This is a genomic window from Pedobacter sp. GW460-11-11-14-TSB4, from assembly GCF_059423705.1.
This window is the reverse complement of the sequence record NZ_JBWKYI010000033.1, coordinates 14528-32396: the sequence shown is the minus strand read 5'-3', so window position 1 is coordinate 32396 and position 17869 is coordinate 14528. Positions and strand designations below refer to the sequence as shown.

16 protein-coding genes are annotated in these 17869 nt (G+C 40.0%); 6 read left to right on the top strand and 10 right to left on the bottom strand.

All coding sequences use genetic code 11. The annotated features are described in order from the left end of the window. Window positions 1-2: 2 nt before the first annotated feature. From AC07YT_RS22140 to AC07YT_RS22125, 4 genes are all read right to left on the bottom strand, one after another. The gene (locus AC07YT_RS22140; protein ID WP_494945533.1) at window positions 3-1394 is read right to left on the bottom strand and encodes a sugar porter family MFS transporter; all 1392 of its coding nucleotides are present in this window, start codon (window positions 1392-1394) and stop codon (window positions 3-5) included. Between the two features lie 46 nt (window positions 1395-1440). After that, window positions 1441-4119 (bottom strand): ROK family protein, encoded by a 2679-nt coding sequence (locus tag AC07YT_RS22135; protein WP_086544879.1) that lies wholly within the window; start codon window positions 4117-4119, stop codon window positions 1441-1443. Between the two features lie 2 nt (window positions 4120-4121). Then, window positions 4122-4862 (bottom strand): GntR family transcriptional regulator, encoded by a 741-nt coding sequence (locus AC07YT_RS22130; RefSeq protein WP_086549220.1) that lies wholly within the window; start codon window positions 4860-4862, stop codon window positions 4122-4124. A 173-nt stretch (window positions 4863-5035) separates the two neighbouring features. Further along, the gene (locus AC07YT_RS22125; protein ID WP_494945528.1) at window positions 5036-5284 is read right to left on the bottom strand and encodes a hypothetical protein; all 249 of its coding nucleotides are present in this window, start codon (window positions 5282-5284) and stop codon (window positions 5036-5038) included. A 365-nt stretch (window positions 5285-5649) separates the two neighbouring features. Here AC07YT_RS22125 and AC07YT_RS22120 point away from each other — a divergent pair, with 365 nt between their 5' ends. Next, window positions 5650-6516, top strand: a complete 867-nt coding sequence (locus tag AC07YT_RS22120) for an AraC family transcriptional regulator (protein WP_145954186.1) — start codon at window positions 5650-5652, stop codon at window positions 6514-6516. On the opposite strand, the gene AC07YT_RS22115 is transcribed toward AC07YT_RS22120, so the two are convergent. Genes AC07YT_RS22115 through AC07YT_RS22095 form a run of 5 tightly spaced genes read right to left on the bottom strand, consistent with a single transcriptional unit; the run spans window position 6517 to window position 12944 of the window. Continuing rightward, the gene (locus AC07YT_RS22115; RefSeq protein ID WP_086544876.1) at window positions 6517-6948 is read right to left on the bottom strand and encodes an L-rhamnose mutarotase; all 432 of its coding nucleotides are present in this window, start codon (window positions 6946-6948) and stop codon (window positions 6517-6519) included. A gap of 6 nt (window positions 6949-6954) precedes the next feature. Continuing rightward, window positions 6955-8514: a sodium:solute symporter family transporter gene (locus tag AC07YT_RS22110; protein WP_145954185.1), complete on the bottom strand. Its 1560-nt coding sequence runs from the start codon at window positions 8512-8514 to the stop codon at window positions 6955-6957. 15 nt (window positions 8515-8529) lie between these two features. Beyond that, entirely contained in the window at window positions 8530-9702 is a 1173-nt protein-coding gene (locus tag AC07YT_RS22105) for an enolase C-terminal domain-like protein (RefSeq protein WP_086544874.1), read from the bottom strand. Next, a complete protein-coding gene (locus AC07YT_RS22100; RefSeq protein WP_086544873.1) occupies window positions 9703-10596 on the bottom strand; it encodes an aldo/keto reductase in 894 nt (297 codons plus the stop codon). Between the two features lie 26 nt (window positions 10597-10622). Further along, the gene (locus AC07YT_RS22095) at window positions 10623-12944 is read right to left on the bottom strand and encodes a hypothetical protein (RefSeq protein WP_145954184.1); all 2322 of its coding nucleotides are present in this window, start codon (window positions 12942-12944) and stop codon (window positions 10623-10625) included. Window positions 12945-13457: 513 nt separating this feature from the next. Here AC07YT_RS22095 and AC07YT_RS22090 point away from each other — a divergent pair. From AC07YT_RS22090 to AC07YT_RS22080, 3 genes are read left to right on the top strand one after another with little or no spacing between them, the layout of a single operon-like run. Next, window positions 13458-13610 (top strand): hypothetical protein, encoded by a 153-nt coding sequence (locus AC07YT_RS22090; protein WP_478358533.1) that lies wholly within the window; start codon window positions 13458-13460, stop codon window positions 13608-13610. A gap of 10 nt (window positions 13611-13620) precedes the next feature. Next, window positions 13621-13821 carry a hypothetical protein gene (locus tag AC07YT_RS22085; RefSeq protein WP_086544870.1) on the top strand — a complete coding sequence of 67 codons (201 nt, stop codon included), beginning with the start codon at window positions 13621-13623 and terminating at the stop codon, window positions 13819-13821. Then, window positions 13805-14776 (top strand): sterol desaturase family protein, encoded by a 972-nt coding sequence (locus AC07YT_RS22080; RefSeq protein WP_494945527.1) that lies wholly within the window; start codon window positions 13805-13807, stop codon window positions 14774-14776. Before AC07YT_RS22085 ends, AC07YT_RS22080 begins: the two co-directional genes overlap by 17 nt. A 117-nt stretch (window positions 14777-14893) precedes the next feature. Here the strand turns inward: AC07YT_RS22080 and AC07YT_RS22075 are convergent, their stop codons facing one another. Next, on the bottom strand, window positions 14894-16771 hold the full coding sequence (locus AC07YT_RS22075; protein WP_086544869.1) for a LuxR C-terminal-related transcriptional regulator: 1878 nt from the start codon (window positions 16769-16771) through the stop codon (window positions 14894-14896). A 203-nt stretch (window positions 16772-16974) separates the two neighbouring features. On the opposite strand from AC07YT_RS22075, the gene AC07YT_RS22070 reads away from it, so the two are divergent. Next, window positions 16975-17307 (top strand): magnetosome magnetite crystal formation protein family, encoded by a 333-nt coding sequence (locus AC07YT_RS22070; RefSeq protein WP_086544868.1) that lies wholly within the window; start codon window positions 16975-16977, stop codon window positions 17305-17307. Between the two features lie 21 nt (window positions 17308-17328). Beyond that, window positions 17329-17850, top strand: a complete 522-nt coding sequence (locus tag AC07YT_RS22065; protein WP_086544867.1) for a hypothetical protein — start codon at window positions 17329-17331, stop codon at window positions 17848-17850. Window positions 17851-17869 lie beyond the last annotated feature (19 nt).

Here is a 17869-nt window from a genome sequence, read left to right as displayed (position 1 = left end):
ATCTATTTTACTTCCGAATTCCAGGCTTTTTCAATTTCTTCCAGACTTTTCCCTTTGGTTTCAAACAACTTTTTCTTGGCATACAAGAAGGACAGGATACAGAAGAACGAGAAGATGAAAAAGGTAGTTGCAATACCCAGGCCATCCCTCATGATTGGGAATAACATGTTGACAACCCAATCTGAAACCCACATGGTCATAATACACATCGATAAAGCTGTCCCTCTGATGTGCGTGGGGAATATTTCTGTAGAGATTACAAATTTTAACGGACCTAGTGAGAACGCGAAGAACAGGAGAAACAGAATAATACTAAATAACATGAACCATCCGGTGATGTCCATTAAAAAGCAAAAACCCGTTAAAGCCAAAGCACCTGCTGCACACAATGAACCGATGATGTATAAAGGCCTGCGTCCCCAGGTATCTACTTTTGAAATGGCAATAAAAGTAAACAGCACATTGGCCGATCCTAATATGACCTGGTAAAACAGCGCGTCGCTGGTTACAATACCTGCTGATTTTAAAATGGTCGGGCCATAAAAAATAACGCCATTAATTCCACTAAACTGTGATAAGGCCGTAAGAATGGTAGCCAGTGCGAGCAGTTTACTTAAAGGCAAACGCATCAGCTCTTTATAACCACCCGATTTTTGACTGGCCATTTCTTTAATGGAATCGAGTTCTAAACGGCCTGTTTCCGCTCCGTTTATTTTGATCAGCGTGTTTAAAGCCTCTTCATTTCTGCCATATTGCACCAACCATCTTGGGCTTTCGGGCACAATTAACAATAACAAACAAAATGCAGCTGCCGGAACAACCCCAACAATAAACATTCCACGCCAAACATTTTCTACAAATAACCAGTGTAATATACCCTCGCCGGCACCCGCATGGACAGTGGCGTAACGTTGCAAGAATAAATTGCTGATATAAGCTGCTAAAATACCTATGGTTATGGCCAGCTGATAAAAAACGACTAAACGACCTCTCTTTTGTGAAGGGGCTACTTCAGAAATATACAGTGGCGATACATTAGAAGCCACACCCACCCCCATACCGGCCAGCACCCGGAAGAAAATTAATACAGGATAAGCTACTGAAAATGCAAAACCAACCGCACTCACTAAAAATAATATGGCAGCCAAAAACAAGACTTTTCTTCTGCCAACTTTATCGCTGAGGTAACCCGAAAAGGATACCCCCACAATGCAGCCCAATAAAGCGCAGGATACAAATAATCCTTCCTGTGCGGACGACAATCCATATTGCGACTTTAAAGGCTCGATGATACCGCTGACCACGGCCATATCAAAGCCGAATAAAAAACCACCTAATGCCGCAATAAGCGTGATTAGGAAGATAAAATAATTTGCTCCTTGTTTTCTCATAATGGTTTGGTTATTTGGTTGTTTTTTTAATTGATGATTTGGTTAGCTTTCAACAACAATCTTCTTTTACATACGCCACAACCAAAAAGGCTTTTTGCACTCCCTGGTACCGAACGGTATACTGGCTTATGGCTGCAGGTATGACAAAAGTTTCGGCGTAGCTGAACTGGCTGGTTGTATTGCCTGTAATAACTGTTACCGCTTCCCCTTCAACCAGCATGCAAATATGACATTGGCCATTGGTGCTAATAACCGTTTCTCCAACAAACTCGTATCGATCTACCGCATAAAAATGTTCCTGATGGGTTGAAAGTGATAACTTCCTTCCATTATCCCATTCGGTTGCTACCTGTTGTTTAGAAATTAGCTCCTGCGAAACATAATCGCCTTTTCGGTCAAAATAAAGGTTCTTAAAAGCGTGTTCTATATTAATTGGACGGGGTTTGCCATTTAAGCCCAGTCGCAACCAATCGTACATTTTGAAAGTGAAGATGTATGGCGTACTGCTGATCTCCAGTACCATATTATTCTTTCCCGATGCATGAACAGTTCCATTTGGAATGAGAAAGAGATCATGCTTGTTGGCCTTAAATTTCTGCACATATTTTTCGGCATCCATTTCGATGCCTTTATTTTGTGCGTCCAGTAAGGCCGTTTTAAATTCATCCGGATTAATATCTTCCTGAAAACCCAAATAAACATCGGCATCAGGCTCACAATCCAGGATATAATAGGTTTCATCCTGTGTGAAATTTTCGCCAAAATTCTCTTTGATATAAGCTGTACGCGGATGGCATTGAATTGAAAGATTGCCGCCGTCATAGGTATCCAGAAAATCAAAACGGATCGGAAATTCTGTTCCAAACCTTCGGGCTGCTTTTCCCAAAAGTTTCTCATTATTATAAAATAACAGAAAATCGAATGATACTTCGAGTAGATATTGATTGCCCTCGATCACAATTCCATTTTCAGGCGTAATCAGTTCAAAAGACCAGGCGTAGTTTATTTCCTCCTCGTTAAGTCCTTTAATGTGCTTTTTCATCCAGTTCCCGCCCCAAATACCGGCCTCAAACCAAGGTCGTGCGCGAAGCGGCTGCTTGAGCATTTGATGTAAAGTATTTCTGAAATCATCACCGCACATCCATGTAATTTCAGTCACGCGCTGTTCATCAACAATCACATCCATTTTGGAAAGCAACTGTTCTTTATGTTTATTCAATACAGGCCAGTCTACAAAATAAGCCCGTTTGTACATTTGCGTCTGATCAGCCAACTCTGTACAGCCCATATTTTTTGCTGCACCAGCCCTCATTCTATATTGAATTTCATTTTTGGGCACATCAACATATAGCAATAATCCTTTCCAATTAGCCAGTTCGGCGCCGGTTCCATAGAGGATACACAGGTCAACTGATGGATCGGGCTGCAACATTTCCAGTTTCTGCAGATCAAAAAAATCAGACAGACTGCCCTGATATTTATTCCCAAAAACCGGATCAGTTCCATTTAAATTGGCGCTTACCATCGCATCGATCTCCGCAGTAGGTTTGAGACAAGAATTGATATCGTACCAAAATACTTTTCTGTTTTTCGAAAGCAAATATGCATGTAACTGTGTCCTGAACTCCTCCCATAAAACACCTTCAAACCCGTCGATGATGATGGTTTTTTCCTGATCTATTTTATCAGCAAGGGTATCAAAACCTGCGTAAACCCCGGCATCGGAATGAAATGACGGAAAAACTTCGTAGCCCGAATGATTGGTTACAACTGCTTTTAGTGGTAAAACGGGTTGAGTTGTTTTTCTTTTTAATTTCTGATCAGTATCCATGTAAATATTTGTTTTTTTGCCTGCAATAACAGCTGCTCCGGTTAAAATACATTCCTCGGTATCATTGCAGAAAGTAATTTTTATTGCTTTATTCAGGTGCTTTAAGCCTTCTTTTAGTGGTGTAAGAAATAGTGAACTGGCTTTTGCAATATTGCCGCCGATAACCAATTCATCACATTCGAAGTGCGCTAACCAGCTATGTAAAAAAGCGCTTAAATTGGTGCCGAACTGCTCGAAAATAGAAAGTGAAAGTTCACTGTTCATGAAGGCAATATCTTTAACGGATGTTGCTTCTCTACCACTTAATGTTTTGTATTCATTCAGGAACCAGCGCACAGAAAAATAATCATCAGCTTTGGCATCTAAAAAATTCTGATCGTAAAAAGCGCCCGAAGCAGGCAATGCCGGATGTTGGGTAAGCAGTGTTCCGTTCTCCATAAATGCAGAGCCAAAACCCGTCCCCAATGTTAAAAACACCGTTTTTTTACTATTCAGTTGATGGCGGTTATAAGTTCCTTCAGCAAAACAATGTGCATCATTTGAAAAAACAAATGCTGTATGGGTTAAACCTGTATAATCTGCTAATGCCTGTTGCAGATGAATTCCGAATGTATGTTCAAATTTCCCGCCTACGCCGGCTATGGTGCTCACCCCTTTCTCATAATTAAAAGGCCCCGGAAAAGCAATTCCAACCGCATCAGGCACAATCCCCGCTTTCGTCATCACTTCCCTGATCCCCTTACCAATCGTGGCTACAATGTTAAATCCTGTATCGAATGCGTCAAGATCTTTTCGTACCAGAGCCGAGGATGTTTGCAATGGGTTATTTACATCAATGACACTTATTGTGACATGACTTCCGCCTACATCGATCCCAAATTTTTGATGGTTTGCCATTTTTACACCGAACGCTTAATTTCAATACTATAGGTAAACCAATCGTTACGGTAGTAGCAGATATTGTACTCTATGGGCTTTCTGCCTGCATCGAGCACCAATCTTTTCCTTTCCAGCACAGGTAAACCCTTTTTTATGCCCAGCAGATCGGCTATTTCCGCTGTAGCAGCGATCGCCTTTATTTCTTCCTGAGAATACATGGGAACAATATTGTGGTCCATATCCAGTAGGTCGTATAAAGGCTTTTTAAAATCTTCATCTTCAGAGAGCCCGATACGGGGATGAAAGTAAGATTCGAAACACACCATCGGACTTTCATCAATACTGCGGATACGTTTAAGACAGATTACATCGGTATCGGCTTCGATCTGCAAATATTTTGATACTTCTTCACTGGCCTTTTTTTTCTGCACATCGAGTACGAGATTTTTAAAAATCAATCCCATATCTTCCATTTCATGTGTGAAACTCATCCAGTTCGTTAGGTTAGTCGTTATTTTTCGTTGTGTAACCCTTGTTCCCACTCGCTTTTTCCGTTCCAGTAATCCCTCGTTTACCAGGTTGTTGATGGCCTGTCGGAGTGTATTTCTGGAGATTCCCCATCGCATGGCCAAATCCGTTTCTTTTGGAAATAACTCTCCATTACTAAACTCAGGAAGCTGAATTAATTTTCTCAATTGCTCTTCTGCCTGATAATGCAGTGGTACTTTACTATCATGATCCAACTGAGATATTTTGTTCATATGTTCATACATATTACAAATTTATAACATTTTACCACATTTCAATAAAAAAATTAAAGCCTGTAAAATGGTCTTTTTATTGGCCTTAAGCGTGTTAATAAAATAGAAAAGCGCTCCAGCGGAAAATCTAAGCGGAGCTTCCAGGCTCAATACTTACAACAATCGTTAAATGGTTATTTGATAATGAGAATCGTTTTCGGACAAGAGGAAAGTTTGAGGTATACATGTTTTTCGGTTAGGTGGCTTTTAATCTCCACATTCAATAAAATGGCAGACATCCCCTTTTCGTCGGTGACTAACTGCCCTTCTCTTAAAGCTTCCAGCTGGTCAATAGATAAATTTCTACTGATACTTATTCCTGCAGGCATAGCACTTTCTATGATGTTCTCATCGGTAGTGTAGGTATTTTTTGCTCTTTTCATCATGTGTTTGGTTAAGTTAGAAAGAAGTAGATGAATCCTGAAGTTCAGCAATATGATCTTATCGGCTAAATTAAAAATGCAGGCAGGCAGTATTTCATCCCGCTGCATTGACATAAACGGTCGCCGGGATTAATTTTTTTGTAAAATTGCTAGCAGGATTCCGCCAGTTTCACCATAATTATGCTTTTGAATATTAGTTTCAACGATTTTCCCTCTTGCGGCTAAACTCAGGAGAATAACCTGACGCAACTACCATTAATTTGATTATTTCTGATGTTTTTTTTGCATTTGCTTATTTTCGCGAAAATATTAGGGTATATTTAATACACCAAACGCTCTCGGTTGACCAAAAAAAACTAACCAGCATGCAGTATATTTATGAGAACTTCACTTTTCCGCCCGATCAGTCCTTTACGGTACGTTCGGAAATACTGGAAATAAAAAAATACGCCTCATTAAAATCACATGTTAATTTTGAAATCGCCCTGATCGAAAATTGCTGTGGAAAACGTTTTGTAGGCGATCATATTGAAGACTTCAGCGGAACAGAGCTCGTTCTTTTGGGAAGTTATTTGCCACATTGCTGGCAATATTACAGCACTGTAGACCCTGGTTTGCAGCCTAAGGTAATTGTGTTACATTTTTTCCCTGATTTCCTGGGGAAGGAACTCTTAACCAAACCTGAGGCAGCTGGTTTGAACGAACTTTTTAAAAATGCGGCAAAAGGTATTTTATTTACAGACACAACCATTGCAAGAGTTAAAACCATCATGAACGAGATGTTGTTTGAAACAGGCCTTTACCGGGCGGGTTTAATGCTGCAGCTTTTAGATGTGCTTGCCGGATCTGATTCTTATAAAACACTCTCCTCGCCATCATTCAGTATTGTTGAAACCTCTAACGAGGCAAACAAGATTAACCGCGTTTTCGATTATATATTTAAAAACTTTAAGAAAGATATTTCATTAAACGATGTGGCCGATATTGTACCCATGTCTACAGGTGCCTTCTGCAGGTTCTTTAAACAAAAAACCAACCGCACTTTAGTAGAGTTTATTAAAGAAATAAGGGTTGGGCACGCCGCCAAATTGTTAATGGAAGGCAATTATAATGTAACCGAAACCTGTTACCAGAGTGGTTATAATAACATTTCCAATTTCAACAAACACTTTAAAGATGTAAAAGGCTTATCGCCAAGAGAATTTGTTAAACAATATAAAATCAGCGCTTAATTAGTTACTGAACTTATAAAAAGGAATAACCTCCACCCATTTCTGCCCTGGCAAAGTACCGTTAACGCCCTTCTGATAATTATTCATTAATTTATTCCATTCGGCGCAGCGGGGACTAAAAGATTCTGACAACTGGCTCATTTTATTCAGATCAGCACCTTTCGGAAAGGTAACCCGCATCACAATAAGGTCGTTAAAACGGTAGAGACTGATACTTTTAAATCCAGCTTTTTTAAATCCCCCCTCTACCTCTGGCCATATATTCTTGTGGTACTGTAAGTATTCCTTCAGTTTTTTTTGATTATCAACGGTATTCACAACAAATACTTTTTCGGCATATTCATCCGCTTTACCTTCATTGCCTGCCAAACCGCAGCCCAGCAAGGTACATCCAAAAATTATGCATACAAACAGAAGAACGCTATTTTTCATGTTGATTTAGTTGAAAAGTAAATAAATTAAAACTATGATCACCGCCAGGCCGAGCCACATTAACCATATTGGTTTCGTGCTATCGGCCACCTGATGTTTCGTTTCAAGAAGTGATGGCTGTACCTGTACCACTGGTGGCTTTGTAATTAAGGTTAACACCACAATGGCAACACTTAGCGCTATAAATATATAAAATGATAATAGCAAAAAATGGGGCCAGTATCCTTTGTACGGATAATTTAATACGTGGCAGGTACCCAAAAGTAAACAGAGCAGGCCTCCACCGTAAAGCACAGTTTCTACAGAGATGCTGTTCACCCGTTTCCAGATGATTCCGGCCAGAAAAACCACAGCCAATGGGGGCGAAAGTATAGAAACCAGGCCCTGGCTTAATTCAAAAAAGTTTTTTCCCGAATAAGAGAAAAGCATGGCAATCCCCACCCCGGCAATAGCGGCCACAATGGTAATCCATTTGCCCATTTTTATCTGCTGTTTCTGATTAAGCGGTGTAAACTGCGGAACAACATCTAAAGTAAAAACGGTACAGAAGGCGTTTAAACTCGACGATACCGTATCAATTAATGCAGCAATCAATGCGGCAATACTCAGGCCGAGCAGGCCATGCGGCATCAGCCTTTTGATCATGGTGATATAAGCCGTATCCGGTTGTGCCGAATCTTTAAATAATACATAACACATCACCCCTGGAAGAATAAATATGATGGGCATTATAATTTTAAGTGTACCGATAAATAAAGCCCCATATTGTCCTTCTTTTAGGTTTTTAGCGGCTAACATCTTTTGCACAATGGTCTGATCTGCACACCAGTAATAAATAGCAACAACCGGGTAGCCCAAAACAATAGAAACCCATGAATATTCGGGATGTGATGCCGGCAGAAAAAGTTTCCAATAGGATTCTGGTGTTTGGCCAACCAATGCGTCTATACTTCCAATTTTCTGAAAACCCAAAAAGGTAAGTACTATAGAAGATATGATAATAATGATAGATTGAAAAATACCGGTACGCACCACAGCCTTTAGGCCACCAATGGCGGTAAAACTTGTGGCTACAAATGCGATGATGATAATTGCCGTAAATAACGAACAATCAAATACTCCAGAAATGAGCAGGCCTCCGGCATAAAGGGCACTGCCAAGCCACACCACCAGTATCGAAATCAGGCTGTAGATCACCAGGAAGTTATAAGACCGGTTACCAAAACGGATTTTTAAAAACTGTGGAATAGTTGATATTTTGGCTTTAAGGTAATAAGGCAGAAAGACCATGGATAATAACATTAAAAATATCCAGGCTAATAATTCGAAATTACTGCCCACAATGCCATGTGAAAAACCAACGCCGGCAAAACCAATTAACATCATTGGGCCTGCATTTGCACTAAACATAGAAAAGCCGATCTGCCACCATTTCAGGCTTCGCCCCCCTAAGAAAATATCTTCATCATTTTTTCCCTTTTTACTAAAGCGAAAGCCAACAAAAAATAAGACAAGGGCGTAAAGGCCTAAAATTAAATAATCTATATAGTTGAATGATAAACTCACAGTCGGGTTCTTTTTTTACATGGATACCACAGGCGCATATTTCGGAACATCTTGTTGTTCCCATAACTGCTCCCTAATGATCTTATTTTCTTTTTTACAATATTCCCAGTCAATTCTTACCGGCAGTCCTTCTATTTCAGGGAGGAAAAATCTGCCGTTCTTCCATTCTGGTTTAAGCAGAAAATATTTTTCCAGTCCATACATAATGGAATACAAATATTCGATCATTGCATTATTATTGGCGGTGGTCATTAAGAAAGTTGAATACAAAGAATACCCTCCTGAAGAAAACTGTAGTTTTTCTGCTTCGCAAAGATCCCTTATTTCTAACCACTCTTTAATGCCCCCCAATTGCGTGGGAACAGGCTGCAAATGTTTCACTCCGCTATTCACCAGTGTCCTGAAAATTTTTGAGGTTCTCTCCGACTCGCCATAAGCTATGGTAAGGGAGGTTTTTCCACAAAGCATCTCGATCTGATCGTAAGCGGCCGAATGAATCGGTTCTTCCAGCCAATGGATATTTTCTTCTCCTACGGCATCGATAAACTTAAACACCTGGGCACACGACCAGATTTGATTGGCATCTACCGCCAGCTTAACTTTATCACCTAGGAGGCTTTTTACAAATTTTACCCTTTCAATATCTTCTTTCAATTTCTTACCGAAATCCTTTCCAACCTTCATTTTGTAACAGTCAACTCCGGCATCTATAAATAAGCCAGCTTCTGTTTCTAATTGTTTTAGGCTATAATTGGTTCCGCCACCGCTTCCATACATTTTCACATCGCCCCGAAGGCCCCCGATGTATTGGTGCAAAGGAACTTTTTTTCGCCTGGCGGCCAAATCGTACAGCGCCATATCAATCTGTCCCAGCAAAGCCGAAGCCGCGCCTTTAAACCCTTCATTCCGGATAGACCAGTATAATTTTGGATAAAATTCCTGATAAGGCATGCCCTGACTGTGGAATAATATAGGAAACAGGCAGGTTTCTAATATATTGGTATAGCTGTTATATATGGGCGCCTCTCCAATATTTCCGTCCACATCCTCAATGGTAATAATGGATATCGAATAATGCGGGAAGGGGCCCATAGTTGCATCCTGAAATGGGGTTATGGCTTTAACCTTTTCTAAAACTCTTATCCGAATCTTTTTTATATCAAAAATCTCGTTATCTATATTATACATCTATCGTTGATTTAGCGTTTTAAATACCTCGGTATATACTTCCGGCGACAACCGGCCTTGTTCTATTGCCCTCAATGTGTCTGTTAACTGTTCTTTATCTGTTGCCCCCATTACCACTTTAAATTTTCCTTCGATTGTAAAAAGAAAGCGATGGGCAAGTTCATGAAGGGGCATATGGTACTTTTTGGCGATCTCATTTATCTTTTTAGCCTGTGTTACACTTTCCAAACCGAGCCAATACGGTGGAGAGGCCGTAAATTCAGGAAACTTAGCCCCCAGCAGCCCCATATTTAGGGGGCTGGCTGCGTAATAGGCCTTATTATTTTGTGCACAAAAGGGAATGATGGTATCCAAAGCCTCAATATTGCAGGCATTAAGCCGGTTAAAGCCCATAATAACTTCGAACAGATCAGATTGAAGATAGGGTTCAAGCGCCGCGGGTGGATTTCCGCCTAAACCAATCTTTTTGGCATAACCAGCATGCTTAAAGTATTCGAGTTGTTTTAAAACGGCATCAATATCCGCTTGAACAATGGCATCCGGATCGTGAAGAAAAAGGATGTCTATTTCAGGGATCCCGAGCGTTTCTAAGCTATCTTCTACACTTCTTAACATGCCATCAGGGGTAAAATCATAGTGACCATCGTCAACTGCATAACATTTCTTACGCCCAACTTTTGTGCTGATTTGCGGGCGTTTACCTTCCCACTGGCGGAGCACTTTCCCTAATATATCTTCTGCATCGCCGTAGGCCGGCGCGGTATCTATTGCCTGAATCCCATGTTCAAGGGCTGTAAAAATGGTAATAGCCGATTCCTCAGGTCGAATCTTTCCCCAGATCCCACCCAGGGCAGCAGTCCCTAAAATTACATTGTCTATTACTGAGCCTGTCATGATTTAATTATCGACGATTTTTTTACCTATAAAACTGTAATGCCTTTTGAAGGGCTAATCTTAATCCGAATGGTTTCGCCCGCTTTAACCTTAACTTTAGGCCAGTCTAAAAATGCGGTATAAGCCATCGGCTTTAGTTTCTCCTTTTCTGTTTCTGCCATCACCGATACATCAGCATCATATTTTGTAGAATTTTGGAGCTGTAAAATCATCCCAGACCCATCGCCAGAAAGGAGTTCGGCATTAACATGATCAAAAACGTATAAATTCTTTGTATCTACATTCAGGTAAATTCCCGGAATTTCGAGGGCCATCAGCATACCGTTGGTTTCGGTCCAGGAATTACGTGTTTGTATAAAGTTACCAATACTTCCCTTTCCTTCGGCATCACTCAATTGAATCCTTTCCATAGAAGAGCCAATAAGATAATTGGTTGTGATGTGCCCGGGCATATTTATTGCCTCGGCATGGGCATGCTGAATATCCCTGATCAAGTCGGCATACAACATATTTCCGGTTGCCCTAAATAACTTGAAGATATAATCGCCTGATGCCGTACATATACCCGGTGCAGCATGTTTATTCTGGATACTGGCCCAAATGGCTCCGGCCATATTACTTGTTAAACCGCCAATCGCACTGTTTGGTGGAAAAACCGGATCGTAAGAAAATACCCACGATGCACCTAAAGCCGCCTGAACCTCAGCCCTATCTAACCACTCCTTTTGTCCGGTATAATAATACAAGGCCATTAATGATTCCAGAAATCCAAAGGCAGATTCAGAATCTGCATCCTGCGATATATCGCCACAATGCCCACCGGTTAAACCCTGCTTTTCTACATCTCTTTTATAGTAAAATTTTGCAGCATTAGCCGCTACCTTCATCCATTCTTTCTCCCTGAAGTAATCGGAGGCCATCGCTAAACCTGCAGGCACAATTGCTCCACCAGTTGAATTGTATACCGCAATTTCTCCGGTTTCGGGAACAATGTACTGCCCAAATTGACCGTCCTTTTTCCAGGTACGAACGAAAGCTGTAGCCAGCTTTCTTGCAGCATTTTCCCATTCCGGCTTAATACTGGCTCCATAACCTTGTGCCTTTAACAACAACAAGTGTTTGGTTAACCAAAGCAGCACATCTGCATTCTTTCGCACCAGGGTTTGCATGGGCTTAAAATACGGCGACATCTTTTCGGGGATAAGCTCGCCTGTGGCCTTAATGCCTCCAAAGAAATATCCGCTTTTCCCCTGAAGTTTATTTACGACAAAATCCAATTCGGCCATCACCCTCTCCCGTTCTTTTTTATCATTCAAAGCCAGCATGGGATAGGTATTCATCATCCCGCTTACCCAGCCGAGCTGAAAATCCTTATTATTTTCTGGCAGATAATAGGAGCCGGCCTCTACCTGCACAAAATTGCCCTTACATATATTTGTAGCCACTTCGAAAGTTTTGCTCATGGGCAATAAATTGCGTGGATGATTTAAACCTGACAGGCTTTTGCGCACTTCCATAAATTTCTTTAAAAGTGCAGGGATATTCTCCGCATTAAACACAAATACCTTAAACTTCAGCTCCACTTCATCGCCCTGTTTCCAGTCTGGGGCAAGGTCCCTGCTCAAATGAAAATCGCCGAATCCGGCAGCCATTTTACGTACTGCAGGCACTGAAATATCAAACGAAGCACTATCTTTCTTTGCAGTTTCGCTGATGGTTAAGCCATTAGCCCCTAATTTTGTCAATTGCCCGGTAAGCACAATAAAACCCTTTTTCTCGGTTTCCGAAAAAAAGCACATGGCTGGTGTGGCTACATTGCCGGTCTGTAACTCAATTAGTGATGCTTTTCCATCTTCATTGGAAAGCCTGGGATTATTGGAAATGGTAAGGGGTACCAGGGGATTATAATACATATCCTTTGGATAATCTGGATTATAACCATTACCAATTGATCTGTATCGGTTGCCATTGTATACCGCAGCAGGAACAAGTACGTAGTTTTTCGGATTCCACTTGCTAAAATCAAATGACACCGAAACTGCAGTAGATTTTGCTACGCCGCTATTCAGGCGAAAGCTGGCAACTGCTTCTATAACATCTCCCTGCCCGGGGGGGCTTGTTGTTTTTAACTGTAAAGCCCAGCTGCCTGTTTTAGTTTGAAGGAAATTTTTATGAAAAATATGTTCGGTTAATAAATCAGTGCCATTGAATTCTTTAACGGATACTTTTAAAGAACCATTCAAATTCTTCAATAATTTATTAAGCGGTTGTTGCGCAACAGCAACAATACCAGTGCCTGGCACTAACAAACAGATTAAAGCTATTTTTAAGTTCTTTATGCTCATCATTAATTTCATCCCTGTAAAGGTTCAATTTTGGTCAAATCTAAACTACCCTTAACTTAACTAATACCTATGTTTTTTTCGCAGCAGGTTATTAAATTAAACCACTCCGAATGTACCATCAAGAATATCATCAATTCAATAATTGAATGATTGCCACAGGATTTATCGGCTCTAACTGAAATTAATCTCCTTTTTGCATTGTCTTTAGCAACAATTTTTAAAGGCATTGTAACAGGGTTCAAAAAAATAACTACAAATTCTATAGTTTTTATAGTCTTTTAATAAAAATTTTTATATTTGTCAAAACACGTTGAATATTAACGCTTAATAAAAATATATGTCACACTTACTTATTTTTTCTATGCGCATGTACCCTCCCTGTTGTTGCTAATTCAGTAGCATCGAACTCACCCTTATTAAAATGAAGTGCGGTTTAATGTCAAATTAAAAACATCCATCCTGTTTTTACAGCAAGGCATTACCCAAACTTTAATCATCTCTATAAAACCTAAAAAAATGACATTATCAGATTTTACCATTTTGGGAAAAAAAATATTGGTTGGCATTGTTGTAACCTTAGTTCCTTTCATTATCATTTTTGGTGGGTTATACCTCACCAGGCATTTACTAAGCGATAAAAAATCAACCAACATCATTAATACAAAATAAGAACTCATCTATGAAAATTGAGGAAACTACCCGAAAGCGGATTATAAAAAACGCATTTTTAAGCCTTTTTATCTACGCGCTACCCATCGCCCTTATGTTTGCCACTTTTACCATAACCGGTGAAAGACCCTGGCTAAAACAAAAGCATAAAACCGAAAAAAATAAATCTGTAACCCCTAAAAATGCGACAAACAATGGAACAAGTGATTAATTTTATCAAAAACATTATTGAAAACCTGAATGGTTTCGGTTTTCCTTTTTTAGTATTCTTTATTGGCGTATTGGAGTTTTCATTTGGTTTATACAAGGGCAAATGGCCAAAAAATGAACGTTTTGTAGATATAGCCTGCTTTACCTTACCAAGACTGGTTATCAGACCAGTTGTTGCCTATTATGGATTAAAGTTCTTGCCTGCTGTATTGCCGGATCTTAAAAATGCATTTGAATGGGTCCCTTTCTTCTGGGGCTGTTTCATTATTGCCGTAGCAGATGATCTAACCCAATACTGGTACCATAGGTTACATCACGAAATTCCCTGGTTATGGCGCTTTCACCGTACACATCATTCTGCATCTTACATGGGCATGGCCATGGCGAGCCGGCAAAATGCCATTTATACCTTGTTTTTCTCACAGACTTATTTAACCACAGCTTTGGTTTATTTAGGACTGGGCATTCCAGCCATTGTGGTAAAAGGCATAAAAAGTACAATTACTACACTGGCACACTCAAGTATACCATGGGATAAACCCTTTTATAAATACAAAATTTTGCACCCGTTGGCCTGGGTTTTAGAAAGAACAATTTCTACACCTGCAACCCATCATGCACATCATGCTGCTACTACCGATGACGGCATTGGCTATTACAAAGGAAATTTTGGCAACATGTTTTTCTTGTGGGATATCATTTTCGGTACAGCTTTAATTACCAGGAAATACCCTAAGGCTTATGGCATTTCGCACTATGAAGGCGACCAATGGTATGCACAATTGTTATGGCCTATCTTTAAATCGAAAGTGCCTGGTAGCGAACTGGCAAAAAACGGGCCGATGGTGAGGTTAGACGAACCAACGCCTGTAATCCATATTCAGCATAAAACTGATGATGTTTTTGAGGAAGAGGAATATTATTACCGACCGGGTGCAACACTCGCTAAAAATTAAGATCAAAAGGCCGGGCATAAAAGCCTGGCCTTTTGATTTACTGGCTGGCTAAACAAGGGCTGTTAGGTTAAGCGTCCGGACTCACTTGACAAAATCCAACACCTCTAATCATTCCCCCTACGTCCCCTGTGGCTTAGCCACCTGCTGCAAAAACAAATTCAGATCCTCGTCTTTGCCTAAATCCAGTTTCTGTTTTAAGCGATAACGACTCATGCGCACACTTTTAGGTTCGATACCTAAACGGATAGAAACCTCCTTATTGGATAAACCCATAAGCATGTACGAACAATATTTTAAATCGAGTCGTGTAAGCGTATGATTAGCCTTTTGTTGCAAACGTTCGAAGAAAACAGGGTTGGTATCAAAAAAATCAGTTTTATGCTCTTCAAAGTCTTTATCCATTTTTTTCTGTTGATTCACAATTCTTTTAATCTGTTCATCAAGCGAAAGATGGCTTTCGTGATTTACCTTACCCGACAATAATTCCAACAGCTCATTTTTTTCCTCTATCTGTAAGTTACCCGCCAGCACCTCTTTCTCCAAACGTTCCTGCCGTTCTTTAAGCAGGGCCTGTTCTGTTTGAAGTTGAATAGCCTCTGCTTCTTTTAACTGTGCCCTCAGCTCAGCAGCATCTTTTTCCTGATCAATCAGTTCCTGCTTCCTCACCGATGCTTTAAGTTTATAATTATACGATATAAGCAGAAAAAGTAATGCGGCTATTCCACTTAGACCAGAAATAATGTAAAAAATATTCAGTTTTTTGGTAAATGCGGTTTGTTGATGGAGATAAGCAATCTCCTGTTCCTTTTTTTCTGACTGATATTGTGCTTCTACCCTTATTATACTGTTTACTTTCTCTTCATCGAAAGCTTTTTTATAATAAGTTAAATATTGCTTTAAATAGTTTAGTGCTGCTGCTTTATCTCCTTTTTTCTCGGCTATATTGGCAAGTCCCTGGAAAATCCTGGCCTGGGTAAGTGGCATTTTTACTACGCCATCGGCAATTTTGTTCAGTCCGGTTAACAATGTCTTTTCTGCCTCATCATAATTTCCATCACGCAGCGCATATTCGCTCTTTAGACCATAACAGTTTAACAACACCTCTTGTAAATTGGTTTTTGTTGCAATTTCTATCGCGATATCTACATATTTTTCGGCACTATCACGGTAGGTGTTTGGAAAATATTGAAAATAAGTATTAGCCGTGTTTAAGGCAATTGCTGCTGTATTGCTGTGGATCAGCAGACGTCCTTCCTGTTTTTTAGACAGCAATAGTGCCTTTTTGTAAATCAATAAAGCCGAATCGAGCAGGTTACGCTTAATGGTATCCAGCTTAAATCGGTCGAAATAGGTCTGTCCAATAGTAAAATAGGCATTATTTAACAAATCAACCTGTTGGCTTTTTACAGCAGTGGAGTAGCATAAATCGGCGTATTTTTTTTGTTTTGCAGGATTATTACCATATCCATAAAAGCTGGCTAAATAGTGATAGATGGTGCTTTCGTATTCATATGCCTGTTGTCCCTTAAAAAAATCAAGGGCTTTAAGCAGTTTTGCTATAGATTTATCGCTTTCATCATTGATTAGGTCTAACCAACCGCTCCTGAACCATACAAAGCCCAAAGCAACCGGGTCTTTTGTTCTTTTTGCATAATACATAGCACTATCCAGGCTTTCGTAAGCATGCTTTAAGTCTTTTTTCCAAACATACAGGTGAACTAAGGTTGCATAGGCTATGGCTTTACTCTTTCCATCCTTTAGCCCTTCGCTGGTTTGGAGCGCCTGATTGGCCTGCTGGAAAGAAAGTGGCAGGTTCTTTTCAAAATTCGCTTTAGCCAGTTTACACAATAGTTGTACACGTACTTCTTTTGAAACACCATCCTTCGAAAGCAGGCCGCGTAACGAATCGAGGTATATCTGCTGAGCATCCGCACTTTTAAAAAAAATAAGGACAAATGATACGGTAATTAATAATGTTTTCAGTGGTAGCTGCATAATCAAAAATAGAAAAAAGAAACACTTTTGAGGAAGCAGAATTACAACAAATAACTGGAATATAACAGTTTAAACGCTTTCTGTAGACTCCTTGTAGTCGCTCTGATGAAAACAGGTAGTCGCAGAGTAGTCTCACTTTTCTTGGCTGCCCGTCCATACCCTGGTAATTTTGGATTATTCAATTCAACAAAAAAATTAATCCTATGAAACAGAAAACAATGGCTATCCTGGCCTACATTACATTGATCGGTTGGATCATTTCTTACCTCGAGTTTAAAAAATCAACAGAAAAAAGCACGCTGGTTAATTATCACCTGGGCCAATCGCTCGGGCTTATCATCACTTCTATCCTTTTAAGTATTGTAAGTGGCGTTGTGCTGGCCATCATCCCATCTTTGGGAAGTGTTTTTTATCTCATTTTATTAATTCCATTTGTATTACTCTTGCTCGGCATTATAGCGGCCAATAATGAGGTAGAAAAACCTTTACCGCTTATCGGGAAAGTATTTGAGGGAAAATTCAATTTCGCTTCATAAACAACACTAAAACCAGAAATTATGAAAACCAAATGGTATCGCGCTGCGCTAATGCTATTGTTGCTGTTATCTGGGTTCGGCGTATTTGCCCAGGTAGAAGAGCGCGGAGGAGAAGATTCAACGATTAAAATTGAATTTAGACTGACGGATCACGCAAGCAATAAAAGCCAGACTTATAAACTTTATGGCATCAATTATTCAGTAAATAACCCTTATTACATGCAAGATGAAAGTAAGCTGATAAATAATGGGAGCTGTGGAATTAGTATTGATATGGCGCAGGAAGCAGATGAATTTCTATTGAAATGGGTTGCAGGAGCCATCAAAAATGCCTCTGGAGAAATTACGATTGTACATATAGGCAGCGTAAAAAAACCACGAAAAATTGTCTTTACCGATGGAAAGACTGGCAGCTCATCTGAAAGCTTTTACACCGCCACGACAACCAATAGTTTTCCGCAAATCAGCATTTATGTAAAATCACTGACGGTAGACGGCATCACTATTTTTACCATGGCAAAACCAGCAGATAAAAGTGAATAGGTAGACAATTTGTAAACCC

Excerpts from the sequence above, each read along its gene's own strand:
- AC07YT_RS22135 (WP_086544879.1), bottom strand. The coding sequence starts at position 4,119 with ATGGCAAACCATCAAAAATTTGGGATCGATGTAGGCGGAAGTCATGTC.
- AC07YT_RS22130 (WP_086549220.1), bottom strand. The coding sequence starts at position 4,862 with ATGAACAAAATATCTCAGTTGGATCATGATAGTAAAGTACCACTGCAT.
- AC07YT_RS22125 (WP_494945528.1), bottom strand. The coding sequence starts at position 5,284 with ATGAAAAGAGCAAAAAATACCTACACTACCGATGAGAACATCATAGAA.
- AC07YT_RS22120 (WP_145954186.1), top strand. The coding sequence starts at position 5,650 with ATGCAGTATATTTATGAGAACTTCACTTTTCCGCCCGATCAGTCCTTT.
- AC07YT_RS22115 (WP_086544876.1), bottom strand. The coding sequence starts at position 6,948 with ATGAAAAATAGCGTTCTTCTGTTTGTATGCATAATTTTTGGATGTACC.
- AC07YT_RS22105 (WP_086544874.1), bottom strand. The coding sequence starts at position 9,702 with ATGTATAATATAGATAACGAGATTTTTGATATAAAAAAGATTCGGATA.
- AC07YT_RS22100 (WP_086544873.1), bottom strand. The coding sequence starts at position 10,596 with ATGACAGGCTCAGTAATAGACAATGTAATTTTAGGGACTGCTGCCCTG.
- AC07YT_RS22095 (WP_145954184.1), bottom strand. The coding sequence starts at position 12,944 with ATGATGAGCATAAAGAACTTAAAAATAGCTTTAATCTGTTTGTTAGTG.
- AC07YT_RS22090 (WP_478358533.1), top strand. The coding sequence starts at position 13,458 with ATGACATTATCAGATTTTACCATTTTGGGAAAAAAAATATTGGTTGGC.
- AC07YT_RS22085 (WP_086544870.1), top strand. The coding sequence starts at position 13,621 with ATGAAAATTGAGGAAACTACCCGAAAGCGGATTATAAAAAACGCATTT.
- AC07YT_RS22080 (WP_494945527.1), top strand. The coding sequence starts at position 13,805 with ATGGAACAAGTGATTAATTTTATCAAAAACATTATTGAAAACCTGAAT.
- AC07YT_RS22075 (WP_086544869.1), bottom strand. The coding sequence starts at position 16,771 with ATGCAGCTACCACTGAAAACATTATTAATTACCGTATCATTTGTCCTT.
- AC07YT_RS22070 (WP_086544868.1), top strand. The coding sequence starts at position 16,975 with ATGAAACAGAAAACAATGGCTATCCTGGCCTACATTACATTGATCGGT.
- AC07YT_RS22065 (WP_086544867.1), top strand. The coding sequence starts at position 17,329 with ATGAAAACCAAATGGTATCGCGCTGCGCTAATGCTATTGTTGCTGTTA.